A 21,503-nucleotide genomic window follows, 5' to 3' on the forward strand; every position below is an offset into this window, starting at 1 on the left:
TTGTTCCTTTCGGGCTGTGCTGAGGCTGAGCCGTACTGAAGTCGGGCCGTACCGAGGCCGGGCCGTACTGAGGCCGGGCCGAGGCCGAGCCGTATTGAACTCGGGCCGTATCGAAGTCGGGCCGTGTTGCAGGTGGTGGTCGGGGGCGGTGCGCCGCCGCCCGACCGTGAATCGATCGTGTGCTGCCCGACTGTGAATCGACCATAGCACCGATAATCGATTATCCGATGTTTCATCTATGATGAGTCCATGAATCAATCGACTCCCGACCCGGTCGCGCCGGGCAAGCGGATGCTCTCCGAGCAGGTCTACGTCCACCTGCGGGACGCGATCATGCGCGGAGACCACGCCCCCGGTGACCCCCTCAAGCCGCAGGACCTCGCCAGGGAAATGAGCGTGAGCCTGGCCGTCGTCCGCGAAGCGCTCGTGCGGGTGGTCGGTGACGGCCTCGCCGACCGGCTGCCCAACCGCGGCTTCGCCGTCCCGGCCTTCTCCGACCGCCGCTGGCAGGAGATCGCGGAAGCTCGCCGGACCATCGAACCGGCGGTGCTGCGCCTGTCCGTCGAGCGCGGCGACCTCGACTGGGAGTCCCGCGTACGCGCCGCCCACCACCGGCTGGCCCGTACCCCGGCCTTCGTGCCCGAGGAGGGGGAGTACTACAGCGCCGCGTGGTCCGAGGCCCACCGGGTCTTCCACCGCACCCTGCTGGAAGGGTGCGACAACCCCGCCCTGCTGGAGACCTTCGACCGGATGTGGACCGCGAGCGAACTGGCCCGCCGCTGGTCGGCGCACCGCAATCCCGGCCGGAACGGCGCCGAGGAACACCGGCGCCTGGAGGAGGCGGTACTGGCCCGCGACGCCGACACCGCCGCCGAGGTGCTGGCCCGGCACCTCACCCAGACCGCGGCCGGACTGACCGGCTGCCTCCACGACAGGCCTTCGGCATGACCGCGTACGAGGCGAGCGCGGGCCGCCGATGCCACCACGCCATAGCCCCTCTGCACGTGTGCGGGTACTTCGCGCCGGAGCACCAGGACGAACTCGCCGCGCTCGGACTGGAACCCGGACCCATGACCTACTACGCGGGCCGGGCGGCCCCGCTCGGGACGGTCGACGCGGGCACCGTCACGGCGACGTTCTACAACTTCAGCCACGAGCACGTACGGCGGTACATCCCCGCCGCCTGGACGATCACCACCCCTGAGGCAGTGGTCGCGGCCCGGCAGCGCGGCATGGACAAGGCGCTGCGGCGGCTGCTCGGCGAGGACGCCTGCACGTCGCACGACATGGCCGAAGCCGCCGAACTGGCGTTGCGCGCCACCGAGGCGTGCCGCCGCGAGGCGCGGCCGTTGTACGCCGCGAACGCCGGCCTTCCCGTGCCCGAGGAGCCGCACCTGGCCCTGTGGCACGCCGCGACGCTGCTGCGCGAGCACCGGGGCGACGGGCACCTCGCCGCCCTGGCGGTGGCCGGCCTGACCGGGATCGAGGCGCTGGTCCTGCACAACGCCACCGGCACGGCGCCGACATCGGCGCTCTTCATGCGGACCCGCGGCTGGTCGGCCGAGCAGTGGGCCGCCGCCCGGGACGGGTTGCGCGAGCGTGGCCTGCTGGACGGGGCGGGGGACCTCACGGAGTCGGGCACGGCCCTGCGCGGGGAGGCGGAAGCCCTCACCGACCGCCTGGACGCGGCCCCGTACGACCACCTCGGCCCGGCCGCCACCGCGCGGCTGACCGAGTTGGCCGACGGTTTCGCCGGGATGCTGAGGGCCGCGGGCGCCTTCCCCGCGCACGCGTTCGGCAAGGGGTGAGGCGCGAGGCTCAGGGGCGAGGCGTGAGCCCGCGGTGAGTGCGCGCGAGCGGGGCCGGCCGCCGGACGGCCGGCCCCGCTCCCGTACCGCCTACTTCCGGTACCCGAGGACCGTCATCATCCCGGACTCCGCGTGGTAGACGTTGTGGCAGTGCAGCATCCACAGGCCGGGGTTGTCCGCGTCGAGGTCGACGTCCAGCCGGCGGCCCGGCAGCACGATCGCGGTGTCCTTGCGCGGCCCGCCGTCCGGCAGCGCGAAGGCGTGTCCGTGCAGGTGCATCGGGTGCCACATGGTGGTGTTGTTGCGGAACGAGAGCCGTACGCGTTCCCCGGCCCGCACCGGGTAGCGCTGGTCCGGCGTGTACTTCTTGCCGTTGACGGCCCAGTCGTACTTCTCCATCGAGCCGGTGAGGTCGAACCGGAGGGTCCGGTCGGGCTTGCGCGCCGCCAGCCGCACCGGCCCGTCGGCCTTCAGCCGGTCGGCCGTCAGCAGCCGCCCGTCCAGTTCCTTCGGCCGTACGGACTCCTCGGGGGCCGCCCCGCCGCCGGTACGCAGCACGGCCAGCGCGGTCCGCTTCTTGCCCTCGGCGAGCGCGGTCAGCGGGAAGACGCCGTCCTTGACCGTGACCACCACGTCGTAGCGCTCGCCCATGCCGAGCAGCAGGGCGTCCGTCGGGGCGTGGGTGACGGGGTAACCGTCGGTGTGCGTCACGGTCATGGTGTGGCCGCCGAGCGCGACGCGGTACGCGGTGTCGCCGCCCGCGTTGACCAAGCGGATGCGGACCCGGTCGCCGGGCCGCGCGCGGAAGGTCTGCGGATCCTGCGGCGTACGGCCGTTGGCCAGGTGGTACGGGTGGTCCACGTCGCCCGCGTCGCCGCCCAGCAGCTTGCTGGTGGCGCCCATCAGCATGCGGGAGGGGCCGGCGGGGGAGGGCGCCGCGCGACCGCCCATGGAGTGCGCTCCATGATCCATCCCGCCGTGCTTCATCCCACCGTGGTCCATCCCACCGTGGCCCATCCCACCGTGGCCCATTCCGCCGTGGTCCATGCCCTTGGACAGTTCGGCCAGCACCGCGTCCGGCGTGCTGCCGTCCACCCCGTCGACCCAGTCGTCCAGGACGACCACCCACTCCTTGTCGTAGGCGAGGGGCTCCTTCGGGTCCTCGACGATCAGTGGCGCGTACAGGCCGCGGTCCTGCTGCACGCCCGAGTGCGGGTGGAACCAGTACGTGCCCGGGTGGCTGACGGCGAAGCGGTACGTGAACGAGCCGCCCGCCTTCACGGGGCGCTGGGTCAGGTCCGGTACGCCGTCCATGTCGTTGCGCAGGGCCAGGCCGTGCCAGTGCAGGGAGGTGGCCTCGGGCAGATGGTTGGCGAGGGTCAGTTCCAGGGTGTCGCCCGCGGTGATCCGTACCTCCTTGCCGGGCAGGTCGTCCCCGTACGCCCAGCTGCCGACCGTACGGCCGCCCAGGTCGAGCCGGGCGGCGGTGGCGGTCAGCGCGACCTTCCGTACGGGGCCCGGGCCCCGCTTCGCCTCGGCGGCGGCCACTTCCGGGCCGTCGGGGGAGACGTAACCTTCCGGCGCCTCGGCCGGGTCGCCGGCGTGGCCCGAATGGCCGGCGTCCTTCGTGCCGTCCGTGCCGGAGCCCGACGAGCAGGCGGTGAGCAGGCCGCTGCCGGCGGCCGCGATGCCCGCGCCGAGCACGGCGCGGCGGGTGTGCGTACGCATGGTGGAGAAACACCTCGTAAGGGTGGGAAACGGTTGCGGTGAGCGCGCGTGAGCCGGGCCGCGGACGCGCGCAGGCGTCGGCGGCCGGGCCGCGCGTCTACACGCGCAGGACCGAGAGCCGGGCGAGGTGTTTGTGGCGGGGGACCGGTGGCGGCAGGGGGCGCAGGCCGCGCAGCAGCCGGGCCCGTACGGCGGCCAGGAGGTCGGCGGCCTGCCGGCCCAGCAACCGTCCCGTACGGACGAGGACGAGTACGCAGAGGGAGAGCACGGCCAGGCAGACCGCGCCGGGATTCATGGCGTGGTGGTCGTCGGCGGTGGCGGAGCCCCGGGCGCGGGGCGGAACCTGAGGCGCGGACTGTGCCTGTATCGGGTGGTGTGCCTGAGGTGCCGACTGTGCCTGTATCGGGTGGTGTACCGGCGGTGCGTGTCCAGTCTGTAGCGCGTGCTGCGTCTCAGGGCCCGGGCGCGCCTCGCCGACGGGCTGTCCCTGATGTGCCGCGGGCAGCGGCCCCGAACCGTGCCCGCCCACCGGGTGCCCCAGCGTGTGCATGCCGACGATGCCGACGATCAGCGCGGCGAACAGCAGCAGGCGGCCGCACCACCCGGCTGCCTTCCCCCGGCTTCCCCGGCTTCGCACTGCGTACGGCATCTCGACGGTCCTCCCGGTACCACTGCCCAGCACCCTACCCCTGCGGGGTATGCCGCTCCCGAGCACCCCGATCCGCGCCGACTTTGCCTATCCTTGACCTTCCCAGACGCCCCAGGCGTCCCAGCCCGACCCCCAGGATGCCCGTGCAGCCGAGCAAGAGCCGTCGTGCCGCCCCCGTACTCCTCCTGCTCGGTGCGGTGGCGTACACCGCCTGGGTCCTGGAGGTCGTCCTGTCCACCGGCCTCGACCCGGTCCGGACGTACGTCAGCGAACTGGCCGCCGCCGACCAGCCGCTCGGCGGCCTGTTCCGCGCGACGGACCTGCTCGCCGGACTGCTGGTACTGGCGGGTGCGGTCGCCGCGCTCTGCACCTTTCCTCGCCGCCCCTGGGCCATGGCGGGCTGGGCGGCGCTCGCCCTCTTCGGCGCCGCCACCGCCGTCGACTCCCGGCTGCCGCTGAGCTGCGCGCCCACCAGCGACCCGGAGTGCGCGGCCCGCGAGACCGCGGGCCTGGTGCCCGCCACCCACACCGCGCACGCGATCAGCAGCTCGCTGGCCATGGTGGGCGCCCTGGCCGCGCTGGTCCTGCTGACCGTGGCCGCCCGCCGGTACGGCTGGTGGCCGCCGCTCGGCCGTGTCGCACCGTGGCTGACCCTGGCCGAACTGGCCGCCACCGCCTGGACGCTCTCCTCCATCGCGGCCTTCACCGAAGGCCACGGCACCTGGGCGCTGGGCGTCGGCCAGCGCCTCCAGGTCCTGTTCGTCGCCCTGTACGTCGGGCTGCTCGCGTGGTGTGTCGGGCGAGCGGGCACCACTACGGGGAGGGAAGGGGAACCGGTATGAGCGGGGACGGCGAGCGGCGGAGGCGGCAGAGCACGAGAGACGGCACGAAGGGATTCCCGGGCGTCCCCGCCCCCGGCCGCATGCTGCGCGTGGACGGCGTGGTGCTGCACGTGCTGCGCGAGGGCAGCGGCCCGGTGTGCGTGCTCAGTGGCGGGCTGGGCATGAGCTGGTTCGACTGGGACGCGGTCGCGGCCCGGCTCGCCCCGCACCGTACGGTGGTCCGCTTCGACCGGCCCGGCCTGGGGCTGAGCGCGCCCGCCCAGGAGCCGCCCACCGCCGTGGGCGAGGCGGCCCGTATCGCCCACGTCCTGGACGCGCTCGGGCTGCCCGGCTCGTGCACCGTCGTCGGCCACAGCCTGGCCGCCTTCCACGCCGAGGCGTTCGCGCGGCTGTACCCGGACCGCACCGCGGGCATCGTGCTCGCCGACGGCAGCGTGGAGGAGGACCCACGGCCGCTGCTGCCGCGTGCCGTCCGTACGGCCTGGGCGGGCGGCCTGGCCTCCGTGCTCTCGGCGGCCGGGGTGCCGCGCGCCCTCGGCCCGGCCGCGCGCCGGCTGACCACCCGCGTCCTGACCGTGCGCGACCATCCGCGTGATCCGTACGAGACCGGTGCCTACCGCACCAGCCGGGTGCTGCGCGCCTGCGCCTTGGAGAACGCGATGTACGGCTACCAGGCCGCCGAGGTGGCCGCGCTGCGCCCGGACCGTCCGCTGCACGGCGTGCCGGTGACGGTCCTGGCGGCGTACGAGGGCAGCGAGACACCGCGGGAACTGCGCTGGCTGGAGCGGCAGCGGGCACTGGCCGCACAGCTCGGCGGCACCTTCGCCGTCGCCGCCCCGGCCGGACACCTGGTGATGGCCGACGCGCCGGACGCGGTGGCCACGGCGGTCCTGTCGCTCACCCCTGACCTGGAGGGCCCGCAGCGCGGACGCTGAACCCGCCGTCCACAGTCGGGCAGCGGCCTCCCGCTCAGCGTCCGGCAGGCCGTGTCGGTCGTGACCGACCGGATCGGGAGCTACGTCGTGACGTAGCCGGCCGGCCGAACCGCGCCGGTGGAATCGCAGGCGCTCACGGCTTCGCCGTCCGCCGCGCCCGCAGCTCGAAGAACTGCGGTACGGACGCGGCGCCCACGAACGCGTCCCACAGGCGGTCGGCGTCCGCGCCGGTGGGCGTGGGCGCCACCACGGGCCCGAAGAAGCCGCGTTCGCCGCGGCGGGTGGTGAGGACCGTGACGGGCGAGCCCGCGTCCTCGCCGGAGTACTCCTGCGCCTGCTCGCGGGCCCGGGCCACCGGCCGGTCCAGCGCGGCGTCGTGCAGCACGTCGGCATAGGTCGCGGCGCCCGCCTCCGCCAGGCACCGTTCGGCCAGCTCCGGCGACGGGTCGGCGTCGCCGTCGAACACCGCGGCGCCGTACGCGGCGTACACCGTGCCGGTCAGGGTGTCCCGGCCGTCGGCGTGCGCGGCCTCGGCCAGCCGCAGCAGGCAGCGGCTCCCGGCGGCGGCCGGGCGGCGCTTGGCGGGCAACTCGTCCAGGGGCGCCCCGTCGGTCAGGTCGAAGGCGCGGTAGGACAGCGGGATGCCCCGGCGCCCGGTGGCGTCCGCCAGCCAGCGTGCGGTGCGCCAGGTCCAGGGGCACGCGGAGTCGAAGTAGAACGTCACGGCCGTGACGTCGAAGTGCTTGCTCACGGGTTCTCCTCGGCCGTCGGCGGGCACTCGGGGGGAGGCGCGGACCAGGGCGGGCCCGGCGCGGCGGCACGGCCCCGGGTGCCAGTGGGGCAAAGCGGGACGATCCGGGCCGCCCTCTCCCGGAGTACCGCCCACCGCCCCCGGGCAAACGTGCCGGTGTCGCCCCGGGTCCGGCGGTTCTGTTCCCGGCCGAGGGTGCGTAATGTGACGGTAACCCCCTCACGTGATACTGGTGTGCCACACCTCGTTGCCCGATGGGGTGGGGACAGGCCGATTGACCTGCAAGGATTGGTGAGCCATGGACAAGCAGCAGGAGTTTGTGCTCCGTACGCTGGAGGAGCGCGACATCCGCTTCGTACGACTGTGGTTCACCGACGTGCTGGGGTTCCTGAAGTCCGTGGCCGTGGCCCCCGCCGAACTGGAGCAGGCGTTCGACGAGGGTATCGGCTTCGACGGCTCCGCGATCGAGGGTTTCGCGCGGGTGTACGAGTCCGACATGATCGCCAAGCCGGACCCGGGCACCTTCCAGATCCTGCCCTGGCGCGCCGAGGCCCCCGGCACCGCCCGGATGTTCTGCGACATCCTGATGCCCGACGGCTCCCCGTCCTACGCCGACCCGCGCTACGTCCTCAAGCGCATCCTGGCCAAGACCTCCGACCTCGGCTTCACCTTCTACACCCACCCCGAGATCGAGTTCTTCCTGCTCAAGGACAAGCCGGTGGACGGCACCCGGCCGAGCCCGGCCGACTCCTCCGGCTACTTCGACCACACCCCGCAGAACGTCGGCATGGACTTCCGCCGCCAGGCGATCACCATGCTCGAATCGATGGGCATCTCGGTCGAGTTCAGCCACCACGAGGGCGCCCCCGGCCAGCAGGAGATCGACCTGCGCTACGCCGACGCGCTGTCCACCGCCGACAACATCATGACGTTCCGGCTGGTGATGAAGCAGGTCGCGCTGGAGCAGGGCGTGCAGGCCACGTTCATGCCCAAGCCGTTCTCGGAGTACCCGGGTTCGGGCATGCACTCCCACCTCTCGCTGTTCGAGGGCGACCGCAACGCCTTCCACGAGTCCGGCGCCGAGTACCAGCTCTCCAAGGTCGGCCGTTCCTTCATCGCCGGCCTGCTGCGGCACGCGGGCGAGATCTCCGCCGTCACCAACCAGTGGGTCAACTCCTACAAGCGCATCTGGGGCGGCGCCAACCGCACCGCGGGCGCCGGCGGCGAGGCCCCCTCGTACATCTGCTGGGGCCACAACAACCGCTCCGCGCTCATCCGCGTCCCCATGTACAAGCCGGGCAAGATGGGCTCCACCCGGGTCGAGGTCCGCTCCATCGACTCCGGCGCCAACCCCTACCTGACCTACGCGGTGCTGCTGGCCGCCGGCCTCAAGGGCATCGAGGAGGGGTACGAGCTCCCGGCCGGCGCCGACGACGACGTGTGGGCGCTGTCCGACTCCGAGCGCCGCGCCATGGGCATCGAGCCGCTGCCGCAGAACCTCGGCGAGGCCATCGAGCTGATGGAGCGCAGCGAACTGGTCGCGGAGACCCTCGGTGAGCACGTCTTCGACTTCTTCCTGCGCAACAAGAAGCAGGAATGGGAGGAATACCGCTCCGAGGTGACCGCGTTCGAGCTGCGCAAGATGCTGCCGGTCCTGTGACCGCGCACCCCGCTCCGCAGGGCCAGGGGCGGCGCAGCAGCGCCTTCTCGCGGCTGCTGCGGTACGGCTTCACCGACCCGTCGGCGGCGGGGCGGCTGCTGGAGGCGCCCGAACTGGCCGCCGTACGGGACGACTCGGTGCTCCTGGAGGCGCTGGGCGGCACCGCCGACCCGGACCTGGCGCTGACCGCGCTGGTGCGGCTGGCGGAGGCGCAGGACGAGGACGAGCGGCACAAGCTGCTGTCCACGCTGATCACCGCGAAGCCGCTGCGCGACCGGCTGCTGGGGGTGCTCGGCGCGTCCGAGGCGCTCGGCGACCACCTCGTACGGCATCCGCGCGACTGGCAGTCGCTGGTCACGTACGAGGCGGCCGACCTGCACCCGACCACGCCGGAGTTCGAGGCGGCGCTGGCCGAGGGCGTCTGGGGCGAGCGGGGCCGGGACCGGCCGCGCCCGGACGCGCTGCGCGCCGCGTACCGCCGGTGCCTGCTGGGTATCGCGGCGCGCGACGTGTGCGGGACGACCGACCTGGCCGAGACCGCCGCGGAGCTGGCCGACCTGGCGACCGCGACGGTACGCGCCGCGCTGGAGATCGCCGGTGAGGAGCAGCCCACCGACGCCGCCGCCTGCCGGCTCGCCGTCATCGCGATGGGCAAGTGCGGCGGCCGGGAGCTGAACTACGTCTCGGACGTGGACGTCATCTTCGTCGCGGAGGCGCGCGACGGCACCGAGGAGGCCAAGGCGCTCCAGGCCGCGACGCGGCTGGCGGGCCGGATGATGCGGGTGTGCTCGGACGTCACCGCCGAGGGCACGATCTGGCCGGTGGACGCCAACCTGCGCCCCGAGGGCCGCAACGGCCCGCTCGTGCGTACCCTCAACAGCCACCTCGCCTACTACGAACGCTGGGCCAAGACCTGGGAGTTCCAGGCCCTGCTCAAGGCCCGGCCGATGGCGGGCGACGAAGAGCTGGGCAAGGAGTACGTGGCCGCGGTCACCCCGCTGGTCTGGCAGGTCTCCGAGCGCGAGAACTTCGTGACCGACGTACGGCAGATGCGCCGCCGCGTCGTGGAGAACATCCCCGCCGCCCAGGTCGACCGGGAACTGAAGCTGGGGCCCGGCGGGCTGCGCGACGTGGAGTTCGCCGTCCAGCTCCTGCAACTGGTGCACGGCCGCAGCGACGGGACGCTGCACAGCCCGAGCACCCTGGAAGCCCTCTCGGCGCTGGCGTCCGGCGGCTACGTGGGCCGCGAGGACGCCAAGGCGCTCGACGCGGCGTACTGCTTCCTGCGCACGCTGGAACACCGCATCCAGCTCTACAAGCTCCGCCGTACCCACCTGATGCCCGAGGACGAGCCCGACCTGCGGCGCCTCGCCCGCTCCATGGGCCAGCGCACCGAACCGGTGGCGACGCTGCGCAAGGAGTGGAAGTGGCACGCCCGCGAGGTACGGCGGCTGCACGAGAAACTGTTCTACCGGCCGCTGCTGGACGCCGTCGCGCACCTGGAGCCCGGCGGCACCCGGCTCTCCGCCAAGGCCGCCGGCCAGCGCCTCGAAGCGCTCGGCTACGCCGACCCGGTCGCCGCGCTGCGCCACCTCGAAGCGCTGGCCTCCGGTGTCACGCGCAAGGCCGCCATCCAGCGCACCCTGCTGCCGGTCCTGCTCGCCTGGTTCGCGGACTCCGCCGACCCGGACGCCGGACTGCTCAACTTCCGCAAGGTCTCCGACGCGCTCGGCAAGACCCCCTGGTACCTGCGGCTGCTGCGCGACGAGGGCGCCGCCGCCGAGAACCTGGCCCGTGTCCTGTCGGCCGGCCGCTTCGCCCCCGACCTGCTGCTGCGCGCCCCCGAGGCGGTCGCGCTGCTCGGCGCCAAGGACGGGCTCCAGCCGCGTTCCCGTGCCGCGCTGGAGCAGGAGGTGCTGGCCGCGGTCGGCCGTGCGGAGGGTGCCGAGCAGGCCGTCGCCGCGGCCCGCGGGGTACGGCGGCGCGAGCTGTTCCGTACGGCCGCCGCCGACCTGATCGGCGCGTACGGCACCGAAGGCCACCCGGCCGAGGCGGACCGCGGCCACGCCGCCGACGTGATCGGCACCGCCGTCTCCGACCTGACCGCCGCCACCATCGCGGGCGCGCTGCGCGCCGCCGTACGCGACCAGTGGGGCGACACCCTGCCCACCCGTTTCACCGTCATCGGGATGGGCCGCTTCGGCGGCCGGGAGCTGGGGTACGGCTCCGACGCCGACGTGCTGTTCGTGCACGAGCCCCGCGAGGGCGCCGACGAGCAGGAGGCCGCCAAGGCAGCGCACGCCGTCGCCAACGAGATGCGCCGCCTGCTCCAGCTGCCGTCCTCCGACCCGCCGCTGCCGATCGACGCCGACCTGCGGCCGGAGGGCAAGACCGGACCGCTGGTCCGCACGCTCTCCTCCTACGCCGCCTACTACCGGCGCTGGTCGCTGGTGTGGGAGTCGCAGGCCCTGCTGCGCGCCGAGCCGGTCGCGGGCGACGCCGACCTGGGGGAGCGCTTCATCGAGCTGATCGGCCCGCTGCGCTACCCGATGGAGGGCCTGGGCGAGGACGCCGTACGGGAGATCCGCCGGCTCAAGGCCCGGATGGAGACCGAGCGGGTGCCGCGCGGCGCCGACCCGACCACCCACACCAAGCTGGGGCGCGGCGGCCTCAGCGACGTGGAGTGGACCGTACAGCTGCTCCAGATGCAGCACGCCTGGAACGAGCCGGGGCTGCGCACCACCCGTACCCGCACGGCGCTGGCAGCGGCCCGCGACGCGGGGCTGCTGGCCACGGAGGACGCGCAGATCCTGGACGAGGCGTGGGTGCTGGCGTCGCGGGTGCGCAACGCCACGATGCTGGTACGGGGCCGTCCCGGCGACACGTTCCCGTCCGACGCGCGGGAGCTGGCGGCGGTGGGCCGCTACCTCGGGTACGAGGAGGGGCACGTCGGGGAGATGCTGGACGACTACCGGCGGACGACCCGCAGGGCCCGCGCGGTGGTGGAGGAGATCTTCTACGGGGCGGCGGGCTGAGGACGGGCCCGGGGCGGGCAGGTCCGGGTCCGGCCGGCCCGGGCGGCCTGCGCTGGGCGGGCCCGTGGCCTCAGGCCGTGGCCACCCGCCGCGGCAGCCGGTGCGGCAGTGCCGCGTACCAGGCGAAGGCCAGGCCGATGCCGAAGGCGAGGCACAGGATGCCGCCCACCGCGTCGAGCCAGAAGTGGTTGGCGGTGGAGACGATGACGACCAGGGTCGTCGTCGGGTAGAGCAGGCCCAGCACCTTGGCCCACACCGGCTTGGCGATCAGCGCGATCATCACGCCGCACCACAGCGACCACCCTATGTGCATGGACGGCATCGCCGCGTACTGGTTGGACATCGACGCCAGGTTGCCGGACGCCATCGAGCCCCAGGTGTGGTGGACGATGACGGTGTCGATGAAGCCGCCGCCGTTCATCAGGCGGGGCGGGGCCAGCGGGTAGAAGTAGTAGCCGACGAGGGCGACGCCCGTGGTGGCGAAGAGCGCGAGGCGGGCGGCCGCGTACCGGCCGGGGTGCCAGCGGTAGAGCCAGACCAGCACACCGATGGTCAGGATGAAGTGCAGCGTGGCGTAGTAATAGTTCATCGAGACGATGAGCCAGGTCACCGAGTCCACGGCGTGGTTGACGGTCTTCTCCACCGCTATGCCGAGGGTCTGCTCGGCCTGCCAGATCCAGTCCGCGTTCTTCAGCGCCTGGGCCTTCTGCTCGGGCACGGCGTTGCGGATGAGGGAGTACACCCAGTAGCTGACCGCGATCAGCAGGATCTCGAACCAGAGCCGCGGGGTACGGGGAGAGCGCAGGCGGGCCAGCCGGCCACCGGAGGGCGCACTCGGCGCTTCGTCCTCGGTGGGTGGCGGCACGGCCGTACGGCCGTCAAGAGTCTTCACATGCGCTTCACCCATAGGCAGACAGTCTGCCAGAAAGGGGTCGGCGGCCGATCACCCTCCGGTCGGGTCCTGCGGAGGCCCGCCTAGCACCTTAGGGGGAGGCGCGTCCCCCACCCCGGTCGGGGGTGGCTCTGCCTTTCGGCAGGGACGGACCGGTCCGTACCGGACACCGCCGGACCTCTCAGGCGGAGCTTCCGTCCGTACCGGCCCGGCTGCCTTCCGGGCCGCACCGTTCTCCGTCCGTACCCGCCCGGCTGCCGTCCGTGGCGGCGGAACCGCCCTGGCCGGGGACCCGGACGGTCTTCGGCGCCGAAGCGGTGGAACCGCGGACGACCAGCTCCGGGTGGAAGACGAACTCGCTGTGCGGCGCCGGGGTGCCGCCGACCTCCTCCAGCAGGGCGCGCACCGCCGCCTGCCCCATCGCGGTGACCGGCTGCCGGATCGTGGTCAGCGGCGGGTCCGTGAAGGCGATCAGCGGGGAGTCGTCGAAACCGACGACGGAGACCTCCCGGGGCACGTCCAGGCCCTGCTGCCGGGCGGCCCGGATCGCGCCCAGCGCCATCATGTCGCTGGCGCAGACCACCGCCGTGCAGCCGCGGGCGAGCAGCGCGCCGGCCGCGGCCTGCCCGCCCTCCAGGGTGTACAGGGAGTGCTGGATCAGCTCCTGGGCCGCCTCCCGGCCCAGGCCGAGCTGCTCGTTCATGCTGTGCAGGAAGCCCTCGATCTTGCGCTGGACGGGCACGAAGCGCTTCGGCCCCAGGGCCAGCCCGATCCGCTGGTGGCCCAGTGCCGCCAGATGGGTGACGGCGAGGCGGATCGCGGCCCGGTCGTCCGGCGAGACGAAGGGCGCCTGCACCTTGTCGGAGAAGCCGTTGATCAGCACGAAGGGCACGCCCTGGCCGCGCAGCTGCTCGTAGCGCTGCATGTCGGCGGAGGTGTCCGCGTGCAGTCCGGAGACGAAGATGATCCCGGCGACGCCGCGGTCCACCAGCATCTCGGTCAGCTCGTCCTCGGTGGAGCCGCCCGGCGTCTGGGTGGCCAGTACCGGGGTGTAGCCCTGGCGGGTCAGCGCCTGGCCGATGACCTGGGCGAACGCCGGGAAGATCGGGTTCTCCAGTTCCGGGGTTATCAGGCCGACCAGCCCGGCGCTGCGCTGCCGCAGCCGGACGGGACGCTCGTAGCCGAGCACGTCGAGCGCGGCCAGCACGGACTGGCGGGTGGTGGCGGAGACACCGGGTTTTCCGTTGAGCACCCGGCTGACGGTGGCCTCGCTGACACCCGCCTGCGCTGCGATGTCGGCCAGCCGGGCGGTCATGGAGGGGACTGTACCGGTCGCCTGTCGGATTGCCCACGTTGCCCGCACCGCTCGGCGGCGGGCCGTGCCGCCGGGCGGCCCGTCCGGTGCGCGGGAGCCGCCCGTCAGAGGGCCCACCAGGTGCAGGAGTCGCCCGGCAGGACGGCGGTGGCGCCGTCGGCGGGGACCGTCGCGGAGGAGAGCAGCAGCCGCCCGGGGCGGGGCAGTTCGACGGCGCGGTCCAGGGTGTTCAGGGTGCACAGCAGCTCCGTACGGCCCGGGCGGCCGGTACGGGTGAAGGCCAGCAGTCCGTCGGGGGCGTCGGCCCAGGCGAGGTCCCCGTCGCCGAGGCACGGGTGCGCGCGGCGCAGGGCGAGCGCGGCGCGGTACAGCTCCAGGGTGGAGGCCGGGTCGCCGGTCTGGGCCCGTACGGACAGGTCCTTCCAGGACCGCGGCTGGGGCAGCCAGCTGCCGCCGGGACCGAAGCCGTACGCGGCCGAGTCGCCGCACCAGGGCATCGGGACGCGGCAGCCGTCGCGGTACCCGTCCTGTCCGTCGCCGCGGAAGAAAGCGGGGTCCTGGCGCACTTCGTCGGGCAGGTCGGTGACCTCCGGCAGGCCCAGCTCCTCGCCCTGGTACAGGTAGGCCGAGCCGGGCAGCGCGAGCATCATGAGCGTGGCGGCACGGGCCCGCTGGAGGCCGCCGAGGCGGGTCGTGTGCCGGACCACGTCGTGGTTGGACAGTACCCAGGAGGTGGTGGCGCCGACCGAGGCGGTCGCGGCGAGGGAGGCGTCGACGACGGCGCGCAGTGAGGCGGCGGACCAGTCGGCGGTCAGGAACTGGAAGTTGAACGCCTGGTGGCACTCGTCGGGGCGGACGTACAGGGCGAGCCGCTCGGGGCTGGGGGCCCACGCCTCGGCGACGCCGATGCGCTCGCCGGGGTAGGAGTCCAGCAGCCGGCGCCAGGCGCGGTGGATCTCGTGGACGCCGTCCTGGTCGAAGAAGGGCAGCACCTGGCTGCCGATGAGCTTGGCCTGCTCCTTGTGGCCGATGTCCGGCAGGCCGGGGGCCTTGACCATGCCGTGGGCGACGTCGATGCGGAAGCCGTCCACGCCGAGGTCGAGCCAGAACCGCAGGACCGACTCGAACTCGGCGTGCACGTCCGGGTCGTCCCAGTTCAGGTCGGGCTGCTGCGGGGCGAACAGGTGCAGGTACCAGTCGCCGCGCTCGGTACGGGTCCAGGCGGGCCCGCCGAAGACCGACTCCCAGTCGTTGGGCGGCAGCTCGCCGGAGGCGCCCTTGCCGGGGCGGAAGAGGTAGCGCCGGCGGGCCAGTTCCGGGTCCCGGAACCAGGGGTGCTGGTCTGAGGTGTGGTTGGGCACGATGTCGACGATCACCCGCAGGCCCAGCGCGTGCGCGGCCCGTACGAGGTCGTCGGCGTCCTGGAGGCTGCCGAACAGCGGGTCGACGGAGCGGTAGTCGGCGACGTCGTACCCGCCGTCGGCCTGCGGGGAGGCGTAGAACGGGGTGAGCCAGACCGCGTCCACGCCCAGTTCGCGCAGGTAGGGCAGGCGTTCGCGGGCGCCGCGCAGATCGCCGATGCCGTCCCCGTCGCAGTCGGCGAAGGAGCGGACGTACACCTGGTAGATGACGGCGTCGCGCCACCAGCCGGGGCGCCCGCCGGGCTCCGCCGCCGCGTGGCCGGGGTCGGTCGAGGTCAGCTCCTGGGTCATCTGGCATCCCTGTTCGAGAGTGGGGCGATTCGGGGCAGAGCGTCCATGCATCGTCTTGCAGGGTCCAGGCATCGATCGTCGGACGGTCGTCTACGGGCTCAACGCGCGGAGCACGGCGGGGTGACGGGCCCGCGGGCGCTCGGAGCCCTGGTGAGCGGCCTGCCGGGGTGCGGTGGGCGCGGTGTGCGCGGGCGCCGCCCCCTGTAACGCCTTCCTGTCTCCTTGCAGAAATTTACCGCAAGGTCTTTCGAATTCATGTCGGCGCTGTTACGTTCCTGTCCGCCATCACAGGCGTTCCGAACGGCCGGGCAAGGCGTTCCGACGCCATCTCGGGCGTTCCCTTAAGGAGTTCACATGCGGCGTGGCATGGCGACCACCGCGTTGGTCGCGGGTCTGGCAATGGCGGCGACGGCGTGCGGAGGCGGCGGCGGAGACGGCCGGCAGAGCGGGGGCGAGCTGTCGGGCACCGTGACCTTCTGGGACACCTCCAACGACGCCGAGAAGGCGACGTACAAGAAGCTGGCCGAGAGCTTCGAGAAGGAGCACCCGAAGGTCGACGTGAAGTACGTCAGCGTCGCGTTCGGCGAGGCCAACGCCAAGTTCAAGAACGCCGCGGGGGCCGGCGCCGGCGCCCCCGACGTGATGCGCACCGAGGTCGCCTGGGTCGCCGACTTCGCCAACCTCGGCTACCTCGCCCCGCTGGACGGCACCCCGGCCCTGGACGACACCGCCGACTACCTGCCGCAGGCGCTCGGCAGCACCAGATTCAAGGACAAGACCTACGCGGTGCCGCAGGTCACCGACACCCTCGGTCTCTTCTACAACAAGCGGCTGCTCAAGCAGGCCGGCGTCGAGGTCCCCAAGACCTTCGCCGAGCTGACCGCCGCCGCCGGGCAGATCAAGGAGAAGACCGGCGCCACCGCGCTGTACCTGCGCGGCGACGACCCGTACTGGTTCCTGCCCTACCTCTACGGCGAGGGCGGCGACCTGGTCGACGCCCGCGACAAGGTCGTCACGATCGACGACGACGCCGGCGTCAAGGCCTTCAAGGCCATCAAGGACCTGGTCGACGCCAAGGCCGCCGTCACCGACGCCACCGACGGCCAGGAGAACCAGCTCAAGGCCCTCAAGGACGGCAGCGTCGCGATGGCCGTCAGCGGCCCCTGGGACCTCGAAGGCGTCCGCGCGGGCAAGGAGTTCAAGGACCGGAAGAACCTGGGCATCGCGCCCGTACCCGGCGGCAGCGCCTCCCAGGGCTCCCCGCAGGGCGGCTGGAACCTCTCCGTCTACGCGGGCTCGAAGAACCTCCAGGCGTCCTACGCCTTCGCGAAGTACATGAGCTCGGCGAAGATCCAGCAGCAGACCACCGAACAGCTGAGCCTGCTGCCCACCCGCAAGTCCGTGTACGAGGTGCCGTCCGTCAAGAACAACGAGATGGTCGCCTTCTTCAAGCCTGCCGTCGACAAGGCCGTCCAGCGCCCCTGGATCGCCGAGGGCAACGCCCTCTTCGAGCCGATCAAGGTCCAGATGAACAAGGTCCTCACCGGCGCCAGCACCCCCGAGCAGGCCGCCAAGGCCGTCGGTGACAGCTACCGCAAGCTCCTCAAGGACTACAAGTGACGGACACCGCACGGATGGCCCGGGCCCGGCGGAAGGAGGCTGCCGCCGCCGCGCCGCCGGGCCGGGTACGCAGAGCCCTGGGCACCCACTGGTACGCCTGGACCATGGTCGCCCCGGTGGTCCTCGTCATCGGCGTCATCATCGGCTACCCCCTGGTCCGCGGCCTGTACCTGTCGCTGACGGACGCCAACGAGGCCAACGTCGAGCGCAACATCGGCATGAACCACATCCCGGCCACCTACCAGTTCACCGGCCTGGAGAACTACACCGAGATCCTCGGCGACGACGTCTTCTGGGGCCGCCTCGGCTGGACCGTGCTGTGGACGGTGGCCTGTGTCACCCTCACCTTCTCCATCGGTCTGGCCCTCGCCAACCTGCTCAACCGCACGCTGCGCGGCCGCACCTTCTACCGGCTGGCCCTGATCCTGCCCTGGGCCATCCCCGCCTTCGTCTCCGTCTTCACCTGGCGGCTGCTCTACAACGAGAAGAACGGCCTGCTGAACAAGCTCCTGGCGGGCGGCGGCATCGACGCGGTGCCGTGGCTGAACGACCCGACCTGGGCCAAGCTGTCGGTCATCGCGGTCAACGTGTGGCTGGGCGTACCGTTCATGCTCGTCGCGCTGCTCGGCGGTCTCCAGTCGATCCCCGGCGAGCTGTACGAGGCCGCGGAGATGGACGGCGCCAACGCCTGGCAGCGGTTCCGCGACATCACCCTGCCCGGTCTGCGCGGCGTGAGCAGCACCGTGATCCTGCTCTCCACCATCTGGACGTTCAACATGTTCCCGGTGATCTACCTGCTCACCCGGGGCGGCCCCGGTGACGCCACCGAGATCCTGGTGACGTACGCCTACCGGCTCTCCTTCGTCGACAGCCCGCGGGACTTCGCCGGCTCGGCCGCCTGGGGCGTGCTGATCCTGCTCCTGCTGTCCCTGATCGCGGTGGTCTACCGCCGCTCGCTGCGCAAGCAGGGTGAGGTGTGGTGATGGCCAAGTCCTCGCGCAACAGGCGCAGTCCGCTGGCCTCCGCCGGCCTGCACGCGACCCTCCTGATCGCCGCCGTCGTCGCGGTCTTCCCGCCGCTGTGGCTGCTCATCACCTCCTTCAAACCGAAGAACGACGCCTTCTCCACCGAGCTGGTCACCCACTTCACCTTCGCCAACTACCGGCACGTGATCGCCGACACCCAGTTCCTGACCTGGTTCGGCAACTCGCTGGTCGTCGTCGGCATCACCACCGTCCTCGGCGTCTTCGTCGCGGCGACCACCGGCTACGCCGTCAGCCGCTTCCGGTTCCCCGGGATGCGCCCGCTGATGTGGCTGCTGCTGATCACGCAGATGTTCCCGGTCGCCGTGCTGATCGTGCCGCTGTACAACCTGATGGCGAGCCTGGGCCTGCTCAACCAGCCGGCCGGGCTGGTCGTCACGTACCTGACCATCGCCGTCCCGTTCTGCGCCTGGATGATGAAGGGCTTCTTCGACACCATCCCGGTGGAGATCGACGAAGCCGGACGCGTCGACGGTCTCAACCCCTTCGGCACCTTCTGGCGCCTGGTCCTGCCGCTGGCCCGCCCCGGCCTGGCCGTCACCGGCTTCTACACCTTCGTGACGGCCTGGGCCGAGGTCGCGTACGCCTCCGCCTTCATGACCGGGGAGGAGAACCTGACCCTCGCCGGCGGTCTGCAGACCTTCGTCAACCAGTACGTCAACGACTGGGGCTCGATGACCGCCGCCGCCGTGATCATCGCGGTCCCGGCCGGCCTGGTCTTCGCCTTCGCCCAGCGCCACCTCGTCGCCGGACTGACCTCCGGCACCACCAAGGGATGACATGACCCAGCAGACCAACCGGCACCACGCCACCGGAGCGCCCGCCGACGCCGCGGACGCGACCGCACCCGGTGCCACCCAGTGGTGGCGCGACGCGGTGATCTACCAGGTCTACCCGCGCAGCTTCGCCGACGGCAACGGCGACGGCATGGGCGACCTCCCGGGCATCCGCACCCGCCTGCCCTACCTCAAGGACCTGGGCGTCGACGCCGTCTGGCTCAGCCCGTTCTACTCCTCCCCGCAGGCCGACGCGGGCTACGACGTCGCCGACTACCGCGTCATCGACCCGGCCTTCGGCACCCTCGCCGACGCCGAGGCCGTCATCCGCGACGCGCACGGCCTGGGCCTGCGCGTCATCGTGGACGTCGTCCCCAACCACTGCTCCGACCAGCACGCCTGGTTCCGGCAGGCGCTGGAGGAAGGCCCCGGCTCGACGCTCCGCGACCGCTTCCACTTCCGCAAGGGCCGCGGCGAGAACGGCGAACTCCCGCCCAACGACTGGGAGTCCGTCTTCGGCGGCCCCGCCTGGACGCGCGTCGCGGACGGCGAGTGGTACCTCCACCTGTTCGCCCCCGAACAGCCCGACTTCAACTGGGACAGCCCGGCCGTCCAGGACGAGTTCCGCTCCATCCTGCGCTTCTGGCTCGACCTCGGGGTGGACGGCTTCCGCATCGACGTGGCCCACGGCCTGGTCAAGGCCCCCGGCCTGCCCGACATGGGCCGCACGGACCAGCTCAAACTCCTCGGCAACCAGGTCCTGCCCTTCTTCGACCAGGACGGCGTGCACCAGATCTACCGCTCCTGGCGCAAGGTCCTGGACGAGTACGCGGGCGAGCGCATCGGCGTCGCGGAAGCCTGGACCCCCAGCGCCGACCGCACCGCCCTCTACCTGCGCCCCGACGAACTCCACCAGGCGTTCAACTTCCACTACCTCGGCACCGGATGGGACGCCGCCGCACTGCGCGCCGCCATCGACGACTCCCTCGACGCCATGCGGCCCGTGGGCGCCCCCACCACCTGGGTCCTGTCCAACCACGACGTCGTACGGCACACCACCCGCCTGGGCGGCGACGTGCGCCGTGCCCGCGCGGCCGCCCTCCTCATGCTCGCCCTGCCCGGCTCCGCCTACGTCTACCAGGGCGAGGAACTGGGCCTCCCCGAGGTCACCGACCTGCCTGACGAGGTCCGCCAGGACCCCGCGTTCTTCCGCGGCGACGGCCAGGACGGGCTGCGCGACGGCTGCCGGGTGCCGATCCCGTGGTCCGGCGACACGGCCCCGTACGGCTTCGGTACGGGCGGCAGCTGGCTCCCGCAGCCGCCGGAGTGGGCGCGGCTCAGCGTCGCCGCGCAGACCGGCGACCCGGCCTCCATGCTGGAGCTGTACCGTACGGCCCTCCGGCTGCGCCGCTCCCACCCCGGGCTCGGCGCGGGCGACGAGGTCGAATGGCTGGACGCACCCGAAGGTGTCCTGGCCTTCCGCCGCCCCGGCGGCTTCGTCTGCACGGTCAACACCACGCCGGAGCCCGTACGCGCCCCCGCCCACGCCGGCTGGCGCCCGCTGCTCTCCTCCGGCGAGCTCCGCACCGTGGACGACGAACTCATCCTCCCGGCGGACACCGCCGTGTGGTGGGAAGCGTGACCGACCTCCCCGACGCGCCGCCGGCCGGGGGCAACGGCCCCCGGCTGGCGCACATCGCCGCGCAGGCCCAGGTCAGCGAGGCGACCGTCAGCCGGGTGCTGAACGGCAAGGCGGGCGTGGCCCGCGGCACCCGGCAGCGGGTGCTGGCCGCCCTCGACCTGCTCGGCGGCGAACGCCCGGTACGGCTGCGGCGTGCCAGTGCCGGACTGGTCGGCCTGATCGTCCCGGAGCTGACCAACCCGATCTTCCCGGCCTTCGCGCAGCTCATCGAACAGGCACTGGCGGGCCACGGCTACACGCCCGTGCTGTGCACCCAGCTCCCCGGCGGCGCCACCGAGGACGAACTCGTCGAGCAGCTCGAAGCCCGCGGTGTCACCGGCATCATCTTCCTCTCCGGCCTGCACTCCGACAGCACCACCGACCCCGCCCGCTACAACCGCCTCACCGACCGCGGCCTCCCGTACGTCCTCATCAACGGCCACCACGAGGGCATCGCCGCCCCCTTCGTCTCCCCGGACGACCGGGCGGCCTCCCGTATGGCCGTACGCCACCTCGCCGAACTCGGCCACCGGACCATCGGCCTCGCGGTCGGCCCGGTCCGCTACGTCCCGTCGCGCCGCAAGGCCGAAGGCTTCGCAGCGGCGCTGAAGGAGGAGTTCGGCCTGCGGAAGGAGGCGGCCGAACACCTCACCCGCCACACCCTCTTCGGCGTCGAGGGCGGCCACGCGGCAGCCGCCTCCCTCCTGGACGCGGGCTGCACGGCGGTCGTCTGCGGCAGCGACCTGATGGCCCTCGGCGCCGTACGGGCGGTCCGCCAGCGCGGCCTCGACGTACCGGACCGGATCTCCGTCGTCGGCTTCGACGACTCCCAGCTCATCGCCTTCACCGACCCGCCGCTGACGACCGTGCGCCAGCCGGTACGGGCGATGGCCTCGGCAGCCGTGGACGCGCTGATCGAGGAGATCCGCACCCGCGCGGACGGCGACGGGCCGCCCGACCGGCACACGGAGTTCGTCTTCCAGCCGGAGCTGGTGGTACGGGGATCGACCGCCCGGCTCCCGGAGCCGGCGGGGTAGCGCGCACGGCCGCGGATGG

Annotated in this window: 17 protein-coding genes; 11 read left to right on the top strand and 6 right to left on the bottom strand. The window is 72.7% G+C overall.

From position 1 onward, the window contains the following. Positions 1–249: 249 nt before the first annotated feature. Positions 250–948, top strand: coding sequence for a GntR family transcriptional regulator (locus JXZ78_RS26470; protein WP_030019818.1), 699 nt, complete (start codon positions 250–252; stop codon positions 946–948). Continuing rightward, positions 945–1,808, top strand: coding sequence for an SCO6745 family protein (locus tag JXZ78_RS26475; protein WP_030019819.1), 864 nt, complete (start codon positions 945–947; stop codon positions 1,806–1,808). Before JXZ78_RS26470 ends, JXZ78_RS26475 begins: the two co-directional genes overlap by 4 nt. A gap of 90 nt (positions 1,809–1,898) precedes the next feature. Here JXZ78_RS26475 and JXZ78_RS26480 read toward each other — a convergent pair whose 3' ends face one another. Continuing rightward, positions 1,899–3,536, bottom strand: coding sequence for a multicopper oxidase family protein (locus tag JXZ78_RS26480; protein ID WP_030019820.1), 1,638 nt, complete (start codon positions 3,534–3,536; stop codon positions 1,899–1,901). Positions 3,537–3,633: 97 nt separating this feature from the next. Then, positions 3,634–4,185 carry a hypothetical protein gene (locus tag JXZ78_RS26485; RefSeq protein WP_050502408.1) on the bottom strand — a complete coding sequence of 184 codons (552 nt, stop codon included), beginning with the start codon at positions 4,183–4,185 and terminating at the stop codon, positions 3,634–3,636. 137 nt (positions 4,186–4,322) lie between these two features. Here JXZ78_RS26485 and JXZ78_RS26490 point away from each other — a divergent pair, with 137 nt between their 5' ends. Next, complete coding sequence (locus tag JXZ78_RS26490; RefSeq protein WP_030019822.1) at positions 4,323–5,027, top strand: DUF998 domain-containing protein; 705 nt, start codon at positions 4,323–4,325, stop codon at positions 5,025–5,027. An 80-nt stretch (positions 5,028–5,107) separates the two neighbouring features. Next, positions 5,108–5,962 (top strand): alpha/beta fold hydrolase, encoded by an 855-nt coding sequence (locus tag JXZ78_RS26495; RefSeq protein ID WP_033037595.1) that lies wholly within the window; start codon positions 5,108–5,110, stop codon positions 5,960–5,962. Between the two features lie 133 nt (positions 5,963–6,095). Here JXZ78_RS26495 and JXZ78_RS26500 read toward each other — a convergent pair whose 3' ends face one another. Continuing rightward, on the bottom strand, positions 6,096–6,713 hold the full coding sequence (locus JXZ78_RS26500; protein WP_030019824.1) for a mycothiol-dependent nitroreductase Rv2466c family protein: 618 nt from the start codon (positions 6,711–6,713) through the stop codon (positions 6,096–6,098). Between the two features lie 298 nt (positions 6,714–7,011). Between JXZ78_RS26500 and glnA2 the strand changes: the two genes are divergently transcribed. After that, the gene (glnA2, locus tag JXZ78_RS26505) at positions 7,012–8,373 is read left to right on the top strand and encodes a gamma-glutamylpolyamine synthetase GlnA2 (RefSeq protein WP_030019825.1); all 1,362 of its coding nucleotides are present in this window, start codon (positions 7,012–7,014) and stop codon (positions 8,371–8,373) included. Further along, a complete protein-coding gene (locus JXZ78_RS26510; RefSeq protein ID WP_030019826.1) occupies positions 8,370–11,408 on the top strand; it encodes a bifunctional [glutamine synthetase] adenylyltransferase/[glutamine synthetase]-adenylyl-L-tyrosine phosphorylase in 3,039 nt (1,012 codons plus the stop codon). Before glnA2 ends, JXZ78_RS26510 begins: the two co-directional genes overlap by 4 nt. Positions 11,409–11,478: 70 nt before the next feature. Here JXZ78_RS26510 and JXZ78_RS26515 read toward each other — a convergent pair whose 3' ends face one another. The 3 genes from JXZ78_RS26515 to JXZ78_RS26525 form a co-directional block, all read right to left on the bottom strand. After that, positions 11,479–12,315 (bottom strand): phosphatase PAP2 family protein, encoded by an 837-nt coding sequence (locus JXZ78_RS26515; RefSeq protein WP_030019827.1) that lies wholly within the window; start codon positions 12,313–12,315, stop codon positions 11,479–11,481. Positions 12,316–12,481: 166 nt separating this feature from the next. Then, positions 12,482–13,615: a LacI family DNA-binding transcriptional regulator gene (locus tag JXZ78_RS26520; protein ID WP_030019828.1), complete on the bottom strand. Its 1,134-nt coding sequence runs from the start codon at positions 13,613–13,615 to the stop codon at positions 12,482–12,484. Positions 13,616–13,719: 104 nt separating this feature from the next. Next, positions 13,720–15,327, bottom strand: a complete 1,608-nt coding sequence (locus JXZ78_RS26525) for a glycoside hydrolase family 13 protein (RefSeq protein WP_030019829.1) — start codon at positions 15,325–15,327, stop codon at positions 13,720–13,722. A gap of 354 nt (positions 15,328–15,681) precedes the next feature. On the opposite strand from JXZ78_RS26525, the gene JXZ78_RS26530 reads away from it, so the two are divergent. Genes JXZ78_RS26530 through JXZ78_RS26550 form a run of 5 tightly spaced genes read left to right on the top strand, consistent with a single transcriptional unit; the run spans position 15,682 to position 21,484 of the window. After that, positions 15,682–16,947: an extracellular solute-binding protein gene (locus JXZ78_RS26530; RefSeq protein WP_030019830.1), complete on the top strand. Its 1,266-nt coding sequence runs from the start codon at positions 15,682–15,684 to the stop codon at positions 16,945–16,947. Positions 16,948–16,961: 14 nt separating this feature from the next. Continuing rightward, the gene (locus JXZ78_RS26535) at positions 16,962–17,930 is read left to right on the top strand and encodes a carbohydrate ABC transporter permease (protein WP_050502415.1); all 969 of its coding nucleotides are present in this window, start codon (positions 16,962–16,964) and stop codon (positions 17,928–17,930) included. After that, positions 17,930–18,769, top strand: coding sequence for a sugar ABC transporter permease (locus tag JXZ78_RS26540; protein ID WP_030019832.1), 840 nt, complete (start codon positions 17,930–17,932; stop codon positions 18,767–18,769). The genes JXZ78_RS26535 and JXZ78_RS26540 overlap by 1 nt, the downstream gene beginning before the upstream one ends. 1 nt (position 18,770) lies before the next feature. Continuing rightward, the gene (locus JXZ78_RS26545; RefSeq protein ID WP_030019833.1) at positions 18,771–20,408 is read left to right on the top strand and encodes a glycoside hydrolase family 13 protein; all 1,638 of its coding nucleotides are present in this window, start codon (positions 18,771–18,773) and stop codon (positions 20,406–20,408) included. Continuing rightward, positions 20,396–21,484, top strand: coding sequence for a LacI family DNA-binding transcriptional regulator (locus tag JXZ78_RS26550; RefSeq protein ID WP_372498446.1), 1,089 nt, complete (start codon positions 20,396–20,398; stop codon positions 21,482–21,484). The genes JXZ78_RS26545 and JXZ78_RS26550 overlap by 13 nt, the downstream gene beginning before the upstream one ends. Positions 21,485–21,503 lie beyond the last annotated feature (19 nt).

Origin of the sequence: Streptomyces monomycini (genome assembly GCF_022271435.1) — a bacterium.
GTDB classification, from domain to species: Bacteria; Actinomycetota; Actinomycetes; order Streptomycetales; family Streptomycetaceae; genus Streptomyces; species Streptomyces monomycini.

Excerpts from the sequence above, each read along its gene's own strand:
- JXZ78_RS26520 (WP_030019828.1), bottom strand. The coding sequence starts at position 13,615 with ATGACCGCCCGGCTGGCCGACATCGCAGCGCAGGCGGGTGTCAGCGAG.
- JXZ78_RS26530 (WP_030019830.1), top strand. The coding sequence starts at position 15,682 with ATGCGGCGTGGCATGGCGACCACCGCGTTGGTCGCGGGTCTGGCAATG.
- JXZ78_RS26480 (WP_030019820.1), bottom strand. The coding sequence starts at position 3,536 with ATGCGTACGCACACCCGCCGCGCCGTGCTCGGCGCGGGCATCGCGGCC.
- JXZ78_RS26515 (WP_030019827.1), bottom strand. The coding sequence starts at position 12,315 with ATGGGTGAAGCGCATGTGAAGACTCTTGACGGCCGTACGGCCGTGCCG.
- JXZ78_RS26470 (WP_030019818.1), top strand. The coding sequence starts at position 250 with ATGAATCAATCGACTCCCGACCCGGTCGCGCCGGGCAAGCGGATGCTC.
- JXZ78_RS26485 (WP_050502408.1), bottom strand. The coding sequence starts at position 4,185 with ATGCCGTACGCAGTGCGAAGCCGGGGAAGCCGGGGGAAGGCAGCCGGG.
- JXZ78_RS26535 (WP_050502415.1), top strand. The coding sequence starts at position 16,962 with ATGGCCCGGGCCCGGCGGAAGGAGGCTGCCGCCGCCGCGCCGCCGGGC.
- glnA2 (WP_030019825.1), top strand. The coding sequence starts at position 7,012 with ATGGACAAGCAGCAGGAGTTTGTGCTCCGTACGCTGGAGGAGCGCGAC.
- JXZ78_RS26490 (WP_030019822.1), top strand. The coding sequence starts at position 4,323 with ATGCCCGTGCAGCCGAGCAAGAGCCGTCGTGCCGCCCCCGTACTCCTC.
- JXZ78_RS26525 (WP_030019829.1), bottom strand. The coding sequence starts at position 15,327 with ATGACCCAGGAGCTGACCTCGACCGACCCCGGCCACGCGGCGGCGGAG.
- JXZ78_RS26540 (WP_030019832.1), top strand. The coding sequence starts at position 17,930 with ATGGCCAAGTCCTCGCGCAACAGGCGCAGTCCGCTGGCCTCCGCCGGC.
- JXZ78_RS26495 (WP_033037595.1), top strand. The coding sequence starts at position 5,108 with ATGCTGCGCGTGGACGGCGTGGTGCTGCACGTGCTGCGCGAGGGCAGC.
- JXZ78_RS26545 (WP_030019833.1), top strand. The coding sequence starts at position 18,771 with ATGACCCAGCAGACCAACCGGCACCACGCCACCGGAGCGCCCGCCGAC.
- JXZ78_RS26475 (WP_030019819.1), top strand. The coding sequence starts at position 945 with ATGACCGCGTACGAGGCGAGCGCGGGCCGCCGATGCCACCACGCCATA.